Consider the following 14307-nt stretch of genomic DNA (forward strand, 5'->3'; position numbering starts at 1 on the left):
TAGCACGCCGCCCTCTCACGGCGGTAGCGCCGGTTCGAATCCGGTCGGGGGTACAGATCGTGCAGGGGGCTCTGACCAGCGGAAACGTTGAGTCGGAGCCCCCTTCCGCGTTGTAGCCACGAAGTGGTTTCTGGGTGACCGAGGCGCGCGAGGAGTTGATCCATCTCATCGATGGGCTGCCGGAGGAGAAGGTGAGTGCTCTGCTGACCACGGCTCGCGCACTCAGCATGCCGAAGGCTTATGGCGAGCGGTCGTGGCCCCCGGCCTTCTTCGCAAGCATCAAGCACGCCGCTGACGGTCGTACCGACACGGCCAGGTGCGTGGATGAGTTCTTGGCCGAGTCGGGGTTCGGGCAGGACCTCCGGGGATGATGGTGGTGGACTCCGGTCTGCTCATCGCTGCGTCTGCATGTTCGCGGCTCTGCACGTGAGTTCCGAGACGTTGCTGGTGCCGCAGACTGACTTTGCCGAGTGTGCCTACACGATCCAGAGGCAGGGCGGCACGGCGCAGGAGGTGCTGTTCCTCCAGTCGATCGCTGACGGCGACCTTGCTCTTGTCGAGCTTGTGGCGGAGGACATGTCGCGCGTCATCGAGCTGGTCGACACCTACGACGACTTTCCGCTCGGGACCACCGACGCTTCGATGATCGCCATCCCAGAGCGACTTGGCGTCACCGAGATCGCCACGCTTGACCACCGGCACTTCCCGAACGTGCGACCACGACACGCCGACTCGGAAGGTGAGCCAGGGACTCTCCTCCGAGCGCGGACCGAACCCGCGCCTCACGATCTGCGGTGCCACGGAGATAGCAGCGCAGCGTCCCAGTCATCGAGCTAGGCCGCGTGCCGTTCGGCTTCCCAAACGACCGGATCTGCTTGTTATGCACGTGATCTGCCACCCTCCCGTCCACGATCGGCACGCGGCGGTCGCGGCGCGCGGATAGAGCCATGGTCGGGCGGAGCCCTCGGGGCGGCATGGCTCGTAGCCGGACGTACACAACTGGGAAGGACGCGATGCAGTTCCGCGCGGCTGCGTGGGCGAGGCGCTGCGTCGTTCGAAGCCGGTGGGGGTGAACGTTCACCCCACGTGGATGCACTCGACGCCGGGAAGGTCGCCGAAGCGTGCGCTGCGATCCCCCGTCAGAACTACGCGCCCCGTGGAGGCGGCCGTGGCCGCGATGATCAAGTCGTGTGCACCGCGCTTGGCTCCCTCGCGGTGCACATGCGCCAGCAATCGGCCGTGCTCTTCGGCTGTTCTGAGGTCGTACGGCTCGACAGGCAACGTCTCCAGCACTCGTACCAGAAACTCGCTGCGACCCGCTCTGCGAGCATCGCTAGCAAGTTCGACGCCGGTACGAAGCTCGGCCACGGTGATCGCTGCAATAGCGAGGTCGTCGTCGGCCTCGATCGCGGCGGTGAGGGTCCCCTGAGCACGTTCGGACATCACGAGGACGCTGGTGTCAACGATCAGTCTGCGGGCCACGTCGGGGCCTCAAGTTGGCGTGCGGCAAGGGCGTCGGCCGCGAAGTCCTCGTCCAGCTTGGCCGAACCGAGCAACTCGGCCACCGCGACGCCATTGCCAGCCGTGGCAGGGCCGATCGTCGCGATCCGGCGACCACCACGAGTGACGACGATCGTGCCTCCTCGTTCGGCCTCGTCGAGCAGTGAAGCAAAGGAACGGCTCGCTTCTGTCGCGCTCATTGTCTTCATCGAATCAGATTATCTGATCGCCGATGTCGCGACAACCATCGCGTTGAGCAGCGAGTCCCACACCGGAATTGCCGACGCTAGTTCAGCGGCCTGAAGCGTTCGGTGACGCTGTGAGCCAGGTGAGCGCGGCCTCTCGTGAGGCAACGCGTTCACTTGGAATCGTCCGCAGTCGCGATGCGATCACGTCGGCGTCGACGAGATTGGCCTCGAGCAGCGCGGTGACGAAGTTGCGGTCCTTCTCGCGTAGTGCGACCAGCTTTGCGACCCAGAGGTCCTCCTTGTCGAGACACCAGCCGGTGAAGCGAGGCTCGCCGCCTGCCGCCGCCGTGTTTGCGTTCTCCACCTTGACCAGTCGGCTGCGCCAGCCGTCGGGGAGGATTGCCGTGTCGAGGTCGACGCCATCGATGCTGAAGCCGTGCAGTTCCTCGAATGGTGATAGCTCGCCGGCGACACCTTCGATCAGGTCGGCCAGTCGTGCCGTCTCATCGTTGGTCTCGGCGATGGGCAGGATGTCGACCTCGATAGACATCGTCGCCGCCGAAGGCAGTTGTGACTCGTCGTAGGCGCCGAGGATGGCCTGCGAGCCGACAACGATGACCTCGGACTGATCGATGATCTGGCAGGCCGTGCGGATGGCGTGCTCCAGCTGGTCTCGTCGCATCAGCCGACCACTCGCAGGACTTCGCGGCGCTGCTCGTCGGGGAGCAGCCCGGACATGGGGGAGACCTCGCGCATCTCGATCGAATCTCGGCCAAGACCCGTGAGGACGCGGTGCAGTCCGGGAAGGTCGCCGCGCTCGACCAGCTGGTGCCACTGCTCGAGATTCCGTTCGTGCGGCTGGCCGGTCACGTTGCCGCCGAGGCGGTCGAGGTTGCGCTCGATCATCGGTCGCCACCCCTCAAAGCTCGAATCATTCAGAAGGGTGGAGAGTCGCCGGTGCAACTGCCACGAACGGCGTTCGGAGCGAGTCAGCTGGGGAACGACGGGGCGTCGTAAGACCTCGAGGCGGAAACCCATGCACGACAGCAGACGGTCGAGCTGGTCATCGCTGAGGTCGACCTTGCCCGAGAGGAAGCCGCTGATGCTCGGCTGCCGCACACCGCTGAGCCGAGACAGGCCGGACTGCGTGGTGCTCGTCTTGAGCATCACCTCGCGCAGCACGTCACTTTTGTCCGTCATGAACGCACTATAGCAAATAATGCTATAGGCGTCAGGGTTGCGGTCAGCACTGTCGGGCAACACTGGGGCAACACAAGGGCCAGAAGCAGCCCGAAATGACCAATGAGTGCCAATCGTCAATAGTGCCTCTGACCTGCACGTTCAATGATTTCCAGCATCGTCCGGGGACTCCTCGGTCGCCCTCTCACGGCGGTAGCGCCGGTTCGAATCCGGTCGGGGGTACAGATCGACAAGAGGTCCTGATCTGCGGAGACGCAGGACAGGGCCTCTTCGTCATGTGCGGTGCCCGATAGATCGAGGGCTGTCTAGACCCCCCTGGGCTACGTTCGCCACATGTCGTTGAACCACGTGCGCCGCGGGAGTGGCCGTCCTCTGTTGCTGGTGCACGGTCTGGGTGCGGGGTGGCGATCCTGGTCCCCGATCATCGACACGCTGGCGCAGAGCCGCGAGGTCATCGCCGTCGACCTGCCCGGCTTCGGTGAGACCCCACCGTTGGCCGGAGAGGTCTCGATCGCCACCCTGACCGACTCCGTCGCGGACTTCATCCGCGAGCAGGGCCTCGACGGGGTGTCTCTCGTCGGGCAGTCCATGGGCGGGCGGATGGTGCTCGAGCTCGCGCGGCGAGGTGTCGGCGGCGACGCCGTGGCGCTGGACCCGGGCGGCTTCTGGAGCGACCGTGAGCTCCTCGTCTTCGGCGCGACCCTGCGTCCCTCGGTCGCCCTGGTCCGGGTGCTGCGAAGCCTGCTCCCGGCACTGCTCGGCAGCAGGGTGGGCAGGACGCTGCTCCTGGCTCAGCTGTCGGCGCGACCCTGGGCCCTGTCTCGCGAGACCGTGCTGCCGGACGTGCGCGGCCTCGCCGACTCCCCGTCCACCTGCGCCGCGCTCACGGCCCTGGTCAAGGGGCCCAAGCAGCAAGGAGCCGCTGCCGGCACGGTGCCCGGCCGGGTCACGATCGGATGGGGTCGTCGAGACCTGGTGACGCTGCCGCGCCAGGCCGCGCGCGCCACGGAGCTGTTCCCCGACGCAGTGCTGCACTGGTTCGAGCGGTGCGGCCACTTCCCCCAGTGGGACGCCCCCGAGGAGGCGATCCGACTGATCCTCGACAGGACCTCCTAGGACCTCCTAGGACCGCCCTCGGTGCCCGCCGGAGGGCGAGCCGTCGACGGGGTCCGGACCGGTGCTGGGATCAGGTGCAGAGCCCGGCCTGGCGCCGCGCCTCGGCGGCCGCCTCCGCAGCTGCTTCCTCGTCGGGGTCCGTGGTGGGCTCGTCCGTCGGATCGTCGGTCGTCGGCGTGTCCGAGGGCTCCTCGGTCGGGGTGGCCGACGGCGTCTGGGTCGGCTCGTCGATGCTGCCGACCGAGTCGTCGGCGCCGATGCTCGTGGCGCTGAAGTCCTTGCCGAGCTGCTGGTCGTCCATGATCCGCGCCCACAGCTCGTCGGCCTGCTCGGTCCAGATCAGCCGGTTGGGGTCGAGCGGGTACTCGGCGATCGGCACGGTGATGAACTGGATGTCCGACAGACCCGTGTTGCGGAACTGGGTGGCCAGGTCGGCGAGCTTGCCGACCGAGTCGAGCTCGGCGTCGACCTCGATGGAGGAGGTCGCGGCGTTGAGGAAGTTGAAGATCGACAAGGGCTGGGACAGGATCCCGGCCGACTTGACCTTGTTGATCATGGAGGCGATGAAGGCCTGCTGGCGCTTCATCCGCCCGATGTCTCCGGTCACCGACAGGATCGAGCGCTCGCGCACGTAGTTGAGGGCGTCCTGGCCGGTCAGGGTCTGCACGCCGGCGGGCAGGAAGATGTTGTGCTCGGTGTCGTTGACCTCCTTGGGCAGGCACACCTCGACGCCGTTGATGGCCTCGACCATGTCCTTGAAGCCGTTGAAGTCGACGACGAGGAAGTGGTCGATGTAGATGCCCGTCAGCGCCTCGACAGTCTGGACCGCGCACTGGGCGCCGCCCTCGGAGAAGGCGGTGTTGAACATGACCTGCTCGGCTCCAGCAGCCATCTCCCCGTCGGCGTCCATGCAGTCGGGCCGGTCGACGATCGCGTCGCGCGGCAGGCTCACGCCGTACGCGTTCTTCCGGTTGGCCGAGACGTGCATCAGGATCGTGGTGTCGGCGCGTTCGCCGATGTCGCCGAGACCGTCGATGTCGTTGCCGTCGCCGGAGCGCGAGTCGGACCCGAGGATCAGGATGTTCAGCGGCTCCATCGGTCCGGCGTCCTCGGCCGCCACCGGCTGCTTGGTCGCCTGGTGGTTGATCGTCTCGCCGTCCTCGATGTTGCCGTTGAGGGTGTTGTAGGCGAGCGTCACGGCGCCGACCGTCAGTACGGCCAGCACCAGCTGGGTCACCGCGACCGCAAGCCAGACCTGGCGACGGTTTCGGGTGGGGCGCACGGGCACCGCGGTTTCCTCGGTCACAGGTCACATTCTCACAGACACCCGGTAGCACGCGGCCGGATCGCGCGACGACGGTGGTGTCCGATTTCCGCCGGAGCCGGCGAGCAGGGTCCGTCATGATGGACCCATGCACACGGCCCGTCTCGACCCCGAGTCCTGCTACCGGGCCGTCAAGGCGCGCGATCGCCGCTTCGACGGGGTGTTCTACACCGCGGTCCGCACGACGGGCATCTACTGCCGACCTTCGTGTCCCGCACGGACGCCTGCTCTGAGCAATGTCGGCTTCCACGTCAGCCCGGCCTCGGCCCAGGCAGCCGGGTACCGCGCCTGCAAGCGCTGCCTGCCGGACGCGACCCCTGGCAGCCCGGACTGGGACGTCGCCGCCGACGTCGCCGGGCGCGCGATGCGCCTGATCTCCGACGGCGTGGTCGACCGCGAAGGCGTCGACGGACTCGCCCTGCGCCTCGGCTACACCGCGCGCCACCTCGGACGGGTGCTGTCGGCCGAGCTCGGCGCCGGGCCCCTGGCTCTGGCTCGCGCACGACGGGCGCAGACCGCTCGGATCCTCGTGGAGACGACCGAGCTGGGCTTCGCCGACATCGCCTTCGCAGCCGGCTTCTCCAGCGTGCGGCAGTTCAACGAGACCGTCCGCGAGGTCTATGCCGCGAGCCCGACCGAGCTGCGGGGGCGTCGGGCTCGCCCGTCGTCCTCGGCCCGCGCCGGTCAGGCGCCCGCGTCGAGTCCACCGGGGGCGGTGAGCGTGACCTTGCGGCTCGCCGTACGCACGCCGTTCGCCGGTCGGGCGCTGCTGAACTTCCTCGCCTACCACCTGGTGCCGGGGGTCGAGGTCGCCGGCGACGGTTGGTACGCGCGCACCCTCGACCTCCCGCACGGACCCGGCACCGTGGTCCTGGAGATCGCCGATGCGCCGGAGTCCGGGCGTACGGCGTTCGTCGACGCCAGGTTCGAGCTCACCGACCTGCGCGACACCGCGGCCGCCGTCGAGCGGGCGCGACGACTCCTGGACGCCGACTGCGACCCGGTCGCCGTCGACGACCACTTCGTGGGGGACCCGGTGATCGGGGCGCTCGCGCGAGCATGTCCCGGGTTGCGGCTGCCCGGTCAGGTCGACGGCGACGAGACCGCCGTACGGACGGTGATCGGTCAACAGGTGAGCGTGACCGGCGCGCGCACCGTGACGGGGCAGGTCGTCGCGGCGGTCGGTCAACGCATCGACACGTCGGTCCGGGGGCTGACGCATCTGTTCCCGAGGGCCGACGTCCTCGCCGGGCTGGGCCCCACCACACTGCCGATGCCGCGGGCCAGGGGCCGGGCCCTGGTCGGGCTGTGCGGGGCGCTGACTCGTGGTGAGGTGCGACTGGACCGCGGCGTCGACCGAGGAGACGTGCGCGCCGCTCTCGTGGCCCTGGCCGGCATCGGACCGTGGACAGCCGACTACGTCGCGATGCGCGCGCTCGGTCACCCCGACGTCTTCCTGCCGACCGATATCGGCGTGCGCAACGCCCTGCGCGGCCTCGGCCGCGACCCCGCAGACGTGATCGCCGGTGCCGCAGCCTGGAGCCCCTGGCGCTCCTACGCCCTGCTCCACCTCTGGAACACCCTCATGCCCACCACCGCGCCGCCCCCGACGAAAGAGGCCTGACCCATGTGGACCGTGCTCGACTCACCCATCGGCGAGCTGCGTCTCGTCGAGCGCCACGACGAGATCACCGCGATCGAGTTCTCCCCGTTCCGCGACGGCGACGGGCGGGTACGGGGGGTGCGCGACGACGCCCACCCGGTGCTCCGGGAGGCTACGCGGCAGCTGACGGCGTACTTCGCCCGTGAGCTCAAGGAGTTCGACCTCCCGCTCGCCCTGGTGGGCACCGACTTCCAGCAGCTGGTCTGGCAGCAGCTCGCGGGCATCGGCTACGGCGAGACGGCGTCGTACGGCGAGATCGCCCGGCGCCTGGGCAAGACCAACGCCGCCTCGCGCGCGGTCGGTCTGGCCAACGGCTCCAACCCGATCCCCATCGTGATCCCGTGCCACCGTGTCATCGGCGCCAACGGCACCCTGACGGGCTACGCCGGAGGTGTCGAGCGCAAGCAGACGTTGTTGTCGTTGGAGCAGGAGGCGTTGTTCTGAGGCATCCCGTGGTCGAGGTTGGTGCTCGTCCCACAGGATTTCGTCTCACCCGTCGCGGGCTCGTGCCTCGCCCGCGGGGTTCGCTCAATCTTCGCGACAGCGCGGAGTTCGCAGGCTCACTCCGCTGCCGCTCGCCGCAACGACTCCGACAGGCGCTCCGCAGCAGCCAGGACGGCGGGGGCGTGCATCCGACCGGGCTGGCGCGAGAGCCGCTCCAGCGGACCGGAGACCGAGACGGCGGCGATGATCTTGCCGCCGGGGGAGCGCACCGGGGCGGAGACCGAGGCGACGCCCTGCTCGCGCTCGCCGATGGACTGGGCCCAGCCGCGACGGCGGATGCCGGAGAGCGCCGCGGCGGAGAACGCGGCGTTCTGCAGGCCACGGTGCATCCGCTCGGGGTCCTCCCAGGCGAGCAGCACCTGAGCGGCGGATCCGGCGCGCATCGTCAGCTGGGAACCGACCGGGATGGTGTCGCGCAGGCCGGAGGGTCGCTCGGCGGCGGCAACGCAGACTCGGTGCTCGCCCTGGCGTCGCCAGAGCTGGGCGGACTCGCCGGTGATGTCGCGCAGCCGTGCCAGCACGGGGCCGGCGGTGGCGAGCAGCCGGTCCTCGCCGGCAGCAGCCGAGAGCTCCGCAAGACGGGGCCCCAGCACGAAGCGGCCCTGCATGTCGCGGGCCACGAGCCGGTGGTGCTCGAGGGCCACCGCGAGGCGGTGCGCGGTCGGTCGGGCGAGGCCGGTGCCGGCGACGAGCCCGGCCAGGGTGGCCGGTCCGGACTCGAGCGCGGTGAGCACGAGCGCCGCCTTGTCGAGTACGCCGACGCCACTTGAGGTGTCCATTGGGTGAGATTAGCGTCTCACCCAATGGGATGCAACCGCTAACGTTTGTTCCCGCGACGTACGACACCCCTGTGCGTCGCCACCCGTGACGTCGAGCAGACGACGTCCACCGGCGCCGACCGGGCGCCGCAGCTCAGGACACAGAGGAGATCAGCAATGGGCAGGACGCTGTCGGAGAAGGTCTGGGACGAGCACGTCGTCCGGAGCAGTGAAGGCGAGCCGGATCTGCTCTACATCGATCTCCACCTCATCCACGAGGTGACGAGCCCGCAGGCCTTCGACGGCCTGCGGCTCAACGGCCGGACCGTACGACGTCCGGACCTGACCCTCGCGACCGAGGACCACAACGTCCCGACGCTCGACTGGGACAAGCCGATCGCCGACCCCGTCTCCAAGACCCAGGTCGACACCCTGCGCAAGAACGCTGCCGACTTCGGCGTGCGCCTGCACCCGCTCGGCGACGTCGAGCAGGGCATCGTCCACGTGGTCGGCCCGCAGCTGGGCCTGACCCAGCCGGGCATGACGATCGTGTGCGGCGACAGCCACACCAGCACCCACGGCGCCTTCGGCGCGATCGCCTTCGGCATCGGCACCTCCGAGGTCGAGCACGTCCTGGCGACGCAGACCCTGATGCAGGCCAAGCCGAAGACGATGGCGGTCACGATCAACGGCAGCCTGCCCGCCGGCGTCACGGCCAAGGACATGGTGCTCACCCTCATCGCCCACACCGGTACGGGCGGAGGCCAGGGCTACATCGTGGAGTACCGCGGCCAGGCCATCGAGGAGCTCTCGATGGAGGGCCGGATGACGGTGTGCAACATGAGCATCGAGTGGGGCGCCAAGGCCGGCCTCATCGCCCCGGACCAGACGACGTTCGACTACATCGAAGGTCGTCCCGAGGCGCCCTCCGGTGACGAGTGGGACGCCGCGGTCGCACACTGGAGCAGCCTGGTCACCGACGCCGACGCGCTCTTCGACAAGGAGATCGTCCTCGACGCCAGCGAGATGACGCCGTTCGTCACGTGGGGCACCAACCCCGGACAGGGCGTGCCCCTGGGCGCGAGCGTCCCGTTCCCGGAGCAGTACGACAATGCCGAGGACCGGATCGCCGCCGAGAAGGCCCTGGAGTACATGGGTCTGGAGGCCGGCACGCCGATGCGCGAGGTCAAGGTCGACACCGTCTTCGTCGGCTCCTGCACCAACGGTCGCATCGAGGACCTGCGGCTGGCGGCCGAGATCATCGAGGGCCACACCGTCGACGCCGACACCCGGCTCCTCGTCGTCCCCGGCTCCGTGCGCGTGCGTCTGCAGGCGCAGGAGGAGGGACTCGACAAGATCTTCATCGCGGCCGGGGCCGAGTGGCGTGGCGCCGGCTGCTCGATGTGTCTGGGGATGAACCCGGACACGCTCCAGCCCGGCGAGCGCAGCGCGTCGACCTCCAACCGCAACTTCGAGGGGCGCCAGGGCAAGGGTGGACGCACCCACCTCGTCTCGATCCCGGTGGCCGCGGCGACCGCGATCCGCGGCACCCTCTCCTCGCCTGCCGACCTGACCCCCGCCACGACTGGGAGCAACTGACATGGACGCCTTCACCACCCACACCGGCGTCGGCGTCCCGCTGCGCCGCAGCAACGTCGACACCGACCAGATCATCCCCGCCGTCTACCTCAAGCGCGTCACCCGCGACGGCTTCGAGGACGGGCTGTTCAGCGCCTGGCGCAACGACCCGACCTTCGTGCTCAACGACCCGTCGTACGCCGGTGGCTCGGTCCTGGTGGCCGGGCCGGACTTCGGCACCGGGTCCTCGCGCGAGCATGCCGTGTGGGCGCTGCAGAACTACGGGTTCAAGGTCGTCATCTCGGCACGCTTCGCCGACATCTTCCGCGGCAACTCCGGCAAGGCCGGCCTGCTCGCCGCCCAGGTCGACGAGAAGGTCATCCAGCGCCTGTGGGACTACCTCGCCGACCAGCCCGGAGCGAGCATCACCGTCGACCTCGAGACGCGCACCGTGCGTGCGGGCGAGGGTCCTGACGCGATCGAGGACTCCTTCGACATCGACGACTACACGCGGTGGCGCCTGCTCGAGGGTCTCGACGACATCGGCATCACCCTCGGCCACGCCGACGACATCGACTCCTACGAGGCGACCCGTCCGACCTGGAAGCCGGCGACGATCAAGGCCTGACCGGCGGACGCCGCGTGGGTCGTGTGCTTCACACCGGTCCACGGGCCGTTGTCGGGCACACGACCCGTCTCGGGGTGGCGAGTTCGCGGCCCTACATGCCGACGTCTGACCAGCTCGGTCTGACTCAGAAGCCCACCGTTGAGCGGGATTGAGCCTCTACGGCCCGGGGTGAGCGCCGGCGTCGGCGGCGTCCTCTCGTTGCCCGTGACTCGCTACGCAGCATCGATATCCGCTCAGCCATGGGCGTTTCGGGCACTTGCAACGTGTGCAGCAACGTGAAATTTGTCGACCTTGCTACGGCGTGGCGATTGTCACCTCGGGCGCATTTACCTAGCGTGCAGGGGAAAGTCGGGCACTTGCTCGGCACCAACCAGGTTCATCGGAAGGGAAGCAAGTGAACAAGACGCAGCTCATCGACGCGCTCGCCGCGCGATACGAGGGGAACCGCAAGGCCGCAGCGCACGCGCTCGACTCGGTCCTCGACACCATCACGCGTGAGGTCGTGAAGGGGGAGAAGGTCGCGATCACCGGCTTCGGCTCGTTCGAGAAGCGAGTGCGCGAGGCTCGCTGGGTCCGCAACCCGCAGACCGGCGACCGGGTCAAGGCCAAGAAGAAGTCGGTGCCGAAGTTCACCGCGGGCGCCGACCTGAAGAACGTCGTCTCCGGCGCCAAGAAGCTGCCCAAGCTCACGGTCGCGAAGGCTGCCCCGGCTGCCAAGAAGGCGTCGGCGCCGGCGAAGAAGGCGGCCGCTGCCGCGAAGAAGGCGACGCCGGCCAAGACGGCTGCGAAGAAGGCCCCGGCGAAGAAGGCTCCGGCCAAGACGGCAGCGAAGAAGGCCCCGGCGAAGAAGGCTCCGGCCAAGACGACTGCCAAGAAGGCTCCGGCCAAGACCGCGGCCAAGAAGGCCCCGGCGAAGAAGGCCCCGGCCAAGACGACTCCGGCCAAGACGACTGCCAAGAAGGCCCCGGCCAAGACCGCGGCCAAGAAGGCCCCGGCGAAGAAGGCTCCGGCCAAGAAGGCTCCGGCCAAGAAGGCCTGACCACCGGAACCACCCAGCAACGGGCCGTACCTCTTCGGGGGTGCGGCCCGTCGCCGCGTCGTGAGGACCGCCCAGGGACGCAAGCCCGTCAGGGAAGGAGGCCGGCGACCAGCCGGTCGGTCTCCGGGCCGAGCCCGAGCGCCTGCGCTGCCCGGAGGTCGTCGAGGTCGTCGACGTCGCGTCGCAGGCTGGCCAGGTCGCCCTGCACCGCGTGCGCGCCCCCCACCAGGTGGGCATGGGCGGAGTCGGGACCGAACGACGGGTCGAACTCGTCGTACGGCGCGGTGTAGAGCGTGCTGCCCGTCCCGTCGGCGTCGGCGACGTACGACGCGCGTCCCGGGACCAGCGACCGCAACGCCTCGTCCAGGTCGTCGGCGCGCAGCGCCGGGAGGTCGGCGAGCAGCGCCACCGGGACGAGGTCCGGCCAGCGACGGCGGGCCTCCTGAGCCGCCTGGGACAGGGCGGGGTTGAGACCGCTGCTGTCCCCGTCGGGGACGCTCGCGCACCCGAGCGCGGCGAAGCGCGCTGCGAACGCCGCATCGTCGGTGACGACGAGGACCTGCGCCACGCCCGTGGCGGCCAGACAGGCCGCGGCGGTGTCGAGCGCGAAGGCCTCGGCCAGGTCGCGACGCAGCGCGCCGCTGAGTCCCTGCAGGCGCGACTTCCCGAACGCCGGAGGCTTCACCGGCACCACGACGACGTACTGCTGCATCCCGGCATCGTTCCAGGTCCGTGCCGGCTCCTGGTGGCGGGTCTGCGCGGTGCGCTGCGGTGATCGCAGGCGGCCACCTCGGGAGCGGCACCGGCGCCGGGGGCGGTGCGGCGAGTAACCTGCTCTCCCGTGAGACCTCGCAAGCTGGACCAGCCCCGCGGCTGGACCTTCACCCTCGGGGCGGTCATCCTCAAGCCGCTGTTCTTCCTGACCACCAAGCGCGACTGGATCGACGGCCTGAAGATCCCCGCGAGCGGCGGCTGCGTGCTCGTCATCAACCACCTCTCCCACGTCGACCCGCTGACCGCCGCGGTCTTCACGCACGACCACGGCCGGCTCCCGCGCTACCTGGCCAAGTCGGGGCTGTTCCGCAACCGCTTCCTGGGTCACTTCTTGCGCTCGGCCGGACAGATCCCCGTGGAGCGCTCCAGCGTCAACGCAGCCGGCGCGTACGCCGCCGCCGTCGCAGCGGTGCGGGCAGGGGAGTGCATCGTGATCTATCCCGAGGGCACGATCACCCGCGACCCCGACCTGTGGCCGATGACCGGCAAGTCCGGCGCGGCTCGGATCGCTCTCGAGACCGGCTGCCCGGTGATCCCGATCGGGCAGTGGGGTGCCCAGGACCTCCTGGCGCCGTACGCGAAGAAGCCGGACCTCTTCCCGCGCAAGGCGATCCACATCAAGGTCGGCGACCCTGTCGACCTCCGTGACATCGGGGACGCCGCACCGCCCTCCGCCGAGACGCTCGCGTCGGCCACCGAGCGGATCATGCGTGCGATCACCGACCTGGTCGAGGACCTGCGGGGCGAGAGCGCCCCGGCCGTGCGCTACGACATGAAGAAGGCGGGGGCCGGCGACGACCACCCGCGACGGGAGGCAGGATGACCAGCACGCCCCACGCAGCATCACGCGGCAAGGTCGCGGTGCTCGGAGCCGGTTCCTGGGGGACGGCCTTCTCGATCGTCCTGGCCGACGGCGGTAACGACGTCACTCTGTGGGCTCGTCGTGAGGAGGTGGCCGCTGCCATCAACGCAGAGCGGGAGAACGCCGACTACCTCCACGGGATCCAGCTCCCGCCCACCGTCAACGCGACCCACGACATCGAGAAGGCCCTGCACGGCGCCGACGTCGTGGTCTTGGCGACCCCGTCCCAGACGCTGCGGGACAACCTGACGACCTGGGCGCCGTTCATCGAGCCGGACGCCGTCATGGTGTCGCTGATGAAGGGCGTGGAGCTCGGCACGCTCAACCGGATGAGCGAGGTCATCCACCAGGTGACCGATGCCGGTCCGGAGCGGATCGCCGTCATCAGCGGGCCCAACCTCGCCAAGGAGATCGCGCGTCGTGAGCCGGCGGCGTCCGTCGTGGCCTGCGCCGACGAGGACGTCGCGAGGATGCTGCAGGGGCGCTGCCACTCGCCGGCCTTCCGGCCCTACACCAGCGTCGACGTGCTGGGCTGCGAGCTCGGCGGCGCCTACAAGAACGTCGTCGGTCTCGGCGTCGGGATGGCCGTCGGCCTGGGCTTCGGCGACAACACCACGGCGTCGCTGATCACGCGTGGCCTCGCTGAGACCGCGCGCCTCGCCATGAAGCTGGGTGCCAACCCGCTGACGCTGATGGGCCTCGCCGGCCTCGGCGACCTGGTGGCCACCTGCTCCTCGCCGCTCTCGCGCAACCGGTCCTTCGGGGAGAAGCTCGGTCGTGGACTGACCACCGACGAGATCTACGCCTCGACGCGGCAGGTCGCGGAGGGCGCCAAGTCGTGCTCCTCCTTGCGCGCTCTCGCCGAGAAGTCCGACTGCGACGCGCCGGTCGCGCGCTACGTCGACGACGTCGTCGCAGGCCGGATGACCGTCACCGACATGATGGACACGATCCTCGCCCGCGACACCAAGTCCGAGATGGAGTGAGCAGCGACCGTGCGAGGAACGAGCACGGTCGCGTGGCGAACGAAGATTGAGTAAGCCCTGCGGCCGACGAAGGAGGCCGCAACGGGCGCATCGAAATCCAGCGAGCCGAGAAGCAGCCGTACGGCGCGGAGGGCGAGGAACGAGCACGGTCGCGTGGCGAACGAAGATTGAGTAAGCCCTGCGGCCG

At 69.3% G+C, this 14307-nt stretch carries 17 protein-coding genes and 1 tRNA gene; 11 read left to right on the forward strand and 7 right to left on the reverse strand.

The window, feature by feature from the left end:
- Nucleotides 1–134 precede the first annotated feature (134 nt).
- Nucleotides 135–371: a hypothetical protein gene (locus tag Q1K33_RS18915; RefSeq protein ID WP_300406303.1), complete on the forward strand. Its 237-nt coding sequence runs from the start codon at nucleotides 135–137 to the stop codon at nucleotides 369–371.
- Between the two features lie 55 nt (nucleotides 372–426).
- Nucleotides 427–837 carry a PIN domain-containing protein gene (locus tag Q1K33_RS18920; protein WP_300406304.1) on the forward strand — a complete coding sequence of 137 codons (411 nt, stop codon included), beginning with the start codon at nucleotides 427–429 and terminating at the stop codon, nucleotides 835–837.
- A 240-nt stretch (nucleotides 838–1077) separates the two neighbouring features.
- Here Q1K33_RS18920 and Q1K33_RS18925 read toward each other — a convergent pair whose 3' ends face one another.
- The 4 genes from Q1K33_RS18925 to Q1K33_RS18940 form a co-directional block, all read right to left on the reverse strand.
- On the reverse strand, nucleotides 1078–1482 hold the full coding sequence (locus Q1K33_RS18925; protein WP_300406305.1) for a PIN domain-containing protein: 405 nt from the start codon (nucleotides 1480–1482) through the stop codon (nucleotides 1078–1080).
- Nucleotides 1467–1709, reverse strand: coding sequence for a type II toxin-antitoxin system prevent-host-death family antitoxin (locus Q1K33_RS18930; RefSeq protein WP_300406306.1), 243 nt, complete (start codon nucleotides 1707–1709; stop codon nucleotides 1467–1469). Before Q1K33_RS18930 ends, Q1K33_RS18925 begins: the two co-directional genes overlap by 16 nt.
- 82 nt (nucleotides 1710–1791) lie before the next feature.
- Nucleotides 1792–2370, reverse strand: a complete 579-nt coding sequence (locus tag Q1K33_RS18935; RefSeq protein WP_300406307.1) for a DUF6036 family nucleotidyltransferase — start codon at nucleotides 2368–2370, stop codon at nucleotides 1792–1794.
- Nucleotides 2370–2888, reverse strand: coding sequence for a helix-turn-helix transcriptional regulator (locus tag Q1K33_RS18940; protein WP_300406308.1), 519 nt, complete (start codon nucleotides 2886–2888; stop codon nucleotides 2370–2372). Before Q1K33_RS18940 ends, Q1K33_RS18935 begins: the two co-directional genes overlap by 1 nt.
- 124 nt (nucleotides 2889–3012) lie before the next feature.
- On the opposite strand from Q1K33_RS18940, the gene Q1K33_RS18945 reads away from it, so the two are divergent.
- A tRNA-Glu gene (locus Q1K33_RS18945) sits at nucleotides 3013–3110 on the forward strand.
- A gap of 111 nt (nucleotides 3111–3221) precedes the next feature.
- Entirely contained in the window at nucleotides 3222–4004 is a 783-nt protein-coding gene (locus Q1K33_RS18950; protein WP_300406309.1) for an alpha/beta fold hydrolase, read from the forward strand.
- A 70-nt stretch (nucleotides 4005–4074) separates the two neighbouring features.
- Here Q1K33_RS18950 and Q1K33_RS18955 read toward each other — a convergent pair whose 3' ends face one another.
- Entirely contained in the window at nucleotides 4075–5310 is a 1236-nt protein-coding gene (locus Q1K33_RS18955) for an LCP family protein (protein WP_300406310.1), read from the reverse strand.
- Nucleotides 5311–5416: 106 nt separating this feature from the next.
- Here Q1K33_RS18955 and Q1K33_RS18960 point away from each other — a divergent pair, with 106 nt between their 5' ends.
- On the forward strand, nucleotides 5417–6952 hold the full coding sequence (locus tag Q1K33_RS18960) for an AlkA N-terminal domain-containing protein (RefSeq protein WP_300406311.1): 1536 nt from the start codon (nucleotides 5417–5419) through the stop codon (nucleotides 6950–6952).
- 3 nt (nucleotides 6953–6955) lie between these two features.
- Nucleotides 6956–7435 carry a methylated-DNA--[protein]-cysteine S-methyltransferase gene (locus Q1K33_RS18965; RefSeq protein WP_300406312.1) on the forward strand — a complete coding sequence of 160 codons (480 nt, stop codon included), beginning with the start codon at nucleotides 6956–6958 and terminating at the stop codon, nucleotides 7433–7435.
- 116 nt (nucleotides 7436–7551) lie between these two features.
- Here Q1K33_RS18965 and Q1K33_RS18970 read toward each other — a convergent pair whose 3' ends face one another.
- Entirely contained in the window at nucleotides 7552–8274 is a 723-nt protein-coding gene (locus Q1K33_RS18970; RefSeq protein WP_300406313.1) for an IclR family transcriptional regulator, read from the reverse strand.
- A gap of 156 nt (nucleotides 8275–8430) precedes the next feature.
- Here Q1K33_RS18970 and leuC point away from each other — a divergent pair, with 156 nt between their 5' ends.
- From leuC to Q1K33_RS18985, 3 genes are all read left to right on the forward strand, one after another.
- Nucleotides 8431–9852: a 3-isopropylmalate dehydratase large subunit gene (leuC, locus tag Q1K33_RS18975; RefSeq protein WP_300406314.1), complete on the forward strand. Its 1422-nt coding sequence runs from the start codon at nucleotides 8431–8433 to the stop codon at nucleotides 9850–9852.
- A 1-nt stretch (nucleotide 9853) separates the two neighbouring features.
- Nucleotides 9854–10459, forward strand: a complete 606-nt coding sequence (gene leuD, locus Q1K33_RS18980) for a 3-isopropylmalate dehydratase small subunit (protein WP_300406315.1) — start codon at nucleotides 9854–9856, stop codon at nucleotides 10457–10459.
- Nucleotides 10460–10853: 394 nt separating this feature from the next.
- Complete coding sequence (locus Q1K33_RS18985; RefSeq protein ID WP_300406316.1) at nucleotides 10854–11498, forward strand: HU family DNA-binding protein; 645 nt, start codon at nucleotides 10854–10856, stop codon at nucleotides 11496–11498.
- Nucleotides 11499–11586: 88 nt separating this feature from the next.
- Here Q1K33_RS18985 and cofC read toward each other — a convergent pair whose 3' ends face one another.
- The gene (gene cofC / locus Q1K33_RS18990; RefSeq protein WP_300406317.1) at nucleotides 11587–12210 is read right to left on the reverse strand and encodes a 2-phospho-L-lactate guanylyltransferase; all 624 of its coding nucleotides are present in this window, start codon (nucleotides 12208–12210) and stop codon (nucleotides 11587–11589) included.
- Between the two features lie 129 nt (nucleotides 12211–12339).
- Here cofC and Q1K33_RS18995 point away from each other — a divergent pair, with 129 nt between their 5' ends.
- A complete protein-coding gene (locus tag Q1K33_RS18995) occupies nucleotides 12340–13095 on the forward strand; it encodes a lysophospholipid acyltransferase family protein (RefSeq protein WP_300406318.1) in 756 nt (251 codons plus the stop codon).
- A complete protein-coding gene (locus Q1K33_RS19000) occupies nucleotides 13092–14120 on the forward strand; it encodes an NAD(P)H-dependent glycerol-3-phosphate dehydrogenase (RefSeq protein WP_300406319.1) in 1029 nt (342 codons plus the stop codon). The genes Q1K33_RS18995 and Q1K33_RS19000 overlap by 4 nt, the downstream gene beginning before the upstream one ends.
- Nucleotides 14121–14307 lie beyond the last annotated feature (187 nt).

Origin of the sequence: Nocardioides sp., from assembly GCF_029937575.1 — a bacterium.
In the GTDB taxonomy this organism is placed as follows: domain Bacteria; phylum Actinomycetota; class Actinomycetes; order Propionibacteriales; family Nocardioidaceae; genus Nocardioides.

Excerpts from the sequence above, each read along its gene's own strand:
- leuC (WP_300406314.1), top strand. The coding sequence starts at position 8,431 with ATGGGCAGGACGCTGTCGGAGAAGGTCTGGGACGAGCACGTCGTCCGG.
- Q1K33_RS18930 (WP_300406306.1), bottom strand. The coding sequence starts at position 1,709 with ATGAAGACAATGAGCGCGACAGAAGCGAGCCGTTCCTTTGCTTCACTG.
- Q1K33_RS18935 (WP_300406307.1), bottom strand. The coding sequence starts at position 2,370 with ATGCGACGAGACCAGCTGGAGCACGCCATCCGCACGGCCTGCCAGATC.
- Q1K33_RS18940 (WP_300406308.1), bottom strand. The coding sequence starts at position 2,888 with ATGACGGACAAAAGTGACGTGCTGCGCGAGGTGATGCTCAAGACGAGC.
- Q1K33_RS18960 (WP_300406311.1), top strand. The coding sequence starts at position 5,417 with ATGCACACGGCCCGTCTCGACCCCGAGTCCTGCTACCGGGCCGTCAAG.
- Q1K33_RS18970 (WP_300406313.1), bottom strand. The coding sequence starts at position 8,274 with ATGGACACCTCAAGTGGCGTCGGCGTACTCGACAAGGCGGCGCTCGTG.
- leuD (WP_300406315.1), top strand. The coding sequence starts at position 9,854 with ATGGACGCCTTCACCACCCACACCGGCGTCGGCGTCCCGCTGCGCCGC.
- cofC (WP_300406317.1), bottom strand. The coding sequence starts at position 12,210 with ATGCAGCAGTACGTCGTCGTGGTGCCGGTGAAGCCTCCGGCGTTCGGG.
- Q1K33_RS19000 (WP_300406319.1), top strand. The coding sequence starts at position 13,092 with ATGACCAGCACGCCCCACGCAGCATCACGCGGCAAGGTCGCGGTGCTC.
- Q1K33_RS18950 (WP_300406309.1), top strand. The coding sequence starts at position 3,222 with ATGTCGTTGAACCACGTGCGCCGCGGGAGTGGCCGTCCTCTGTTGCTG.
- Q1K33_RS18965 (WP_300406312.1), top strand. The coding sequence starts at position 6,956 with ATGTGGACCGTGCTCGACTCACCCATCGGCGAGCTGCGTCTCGTCGAG.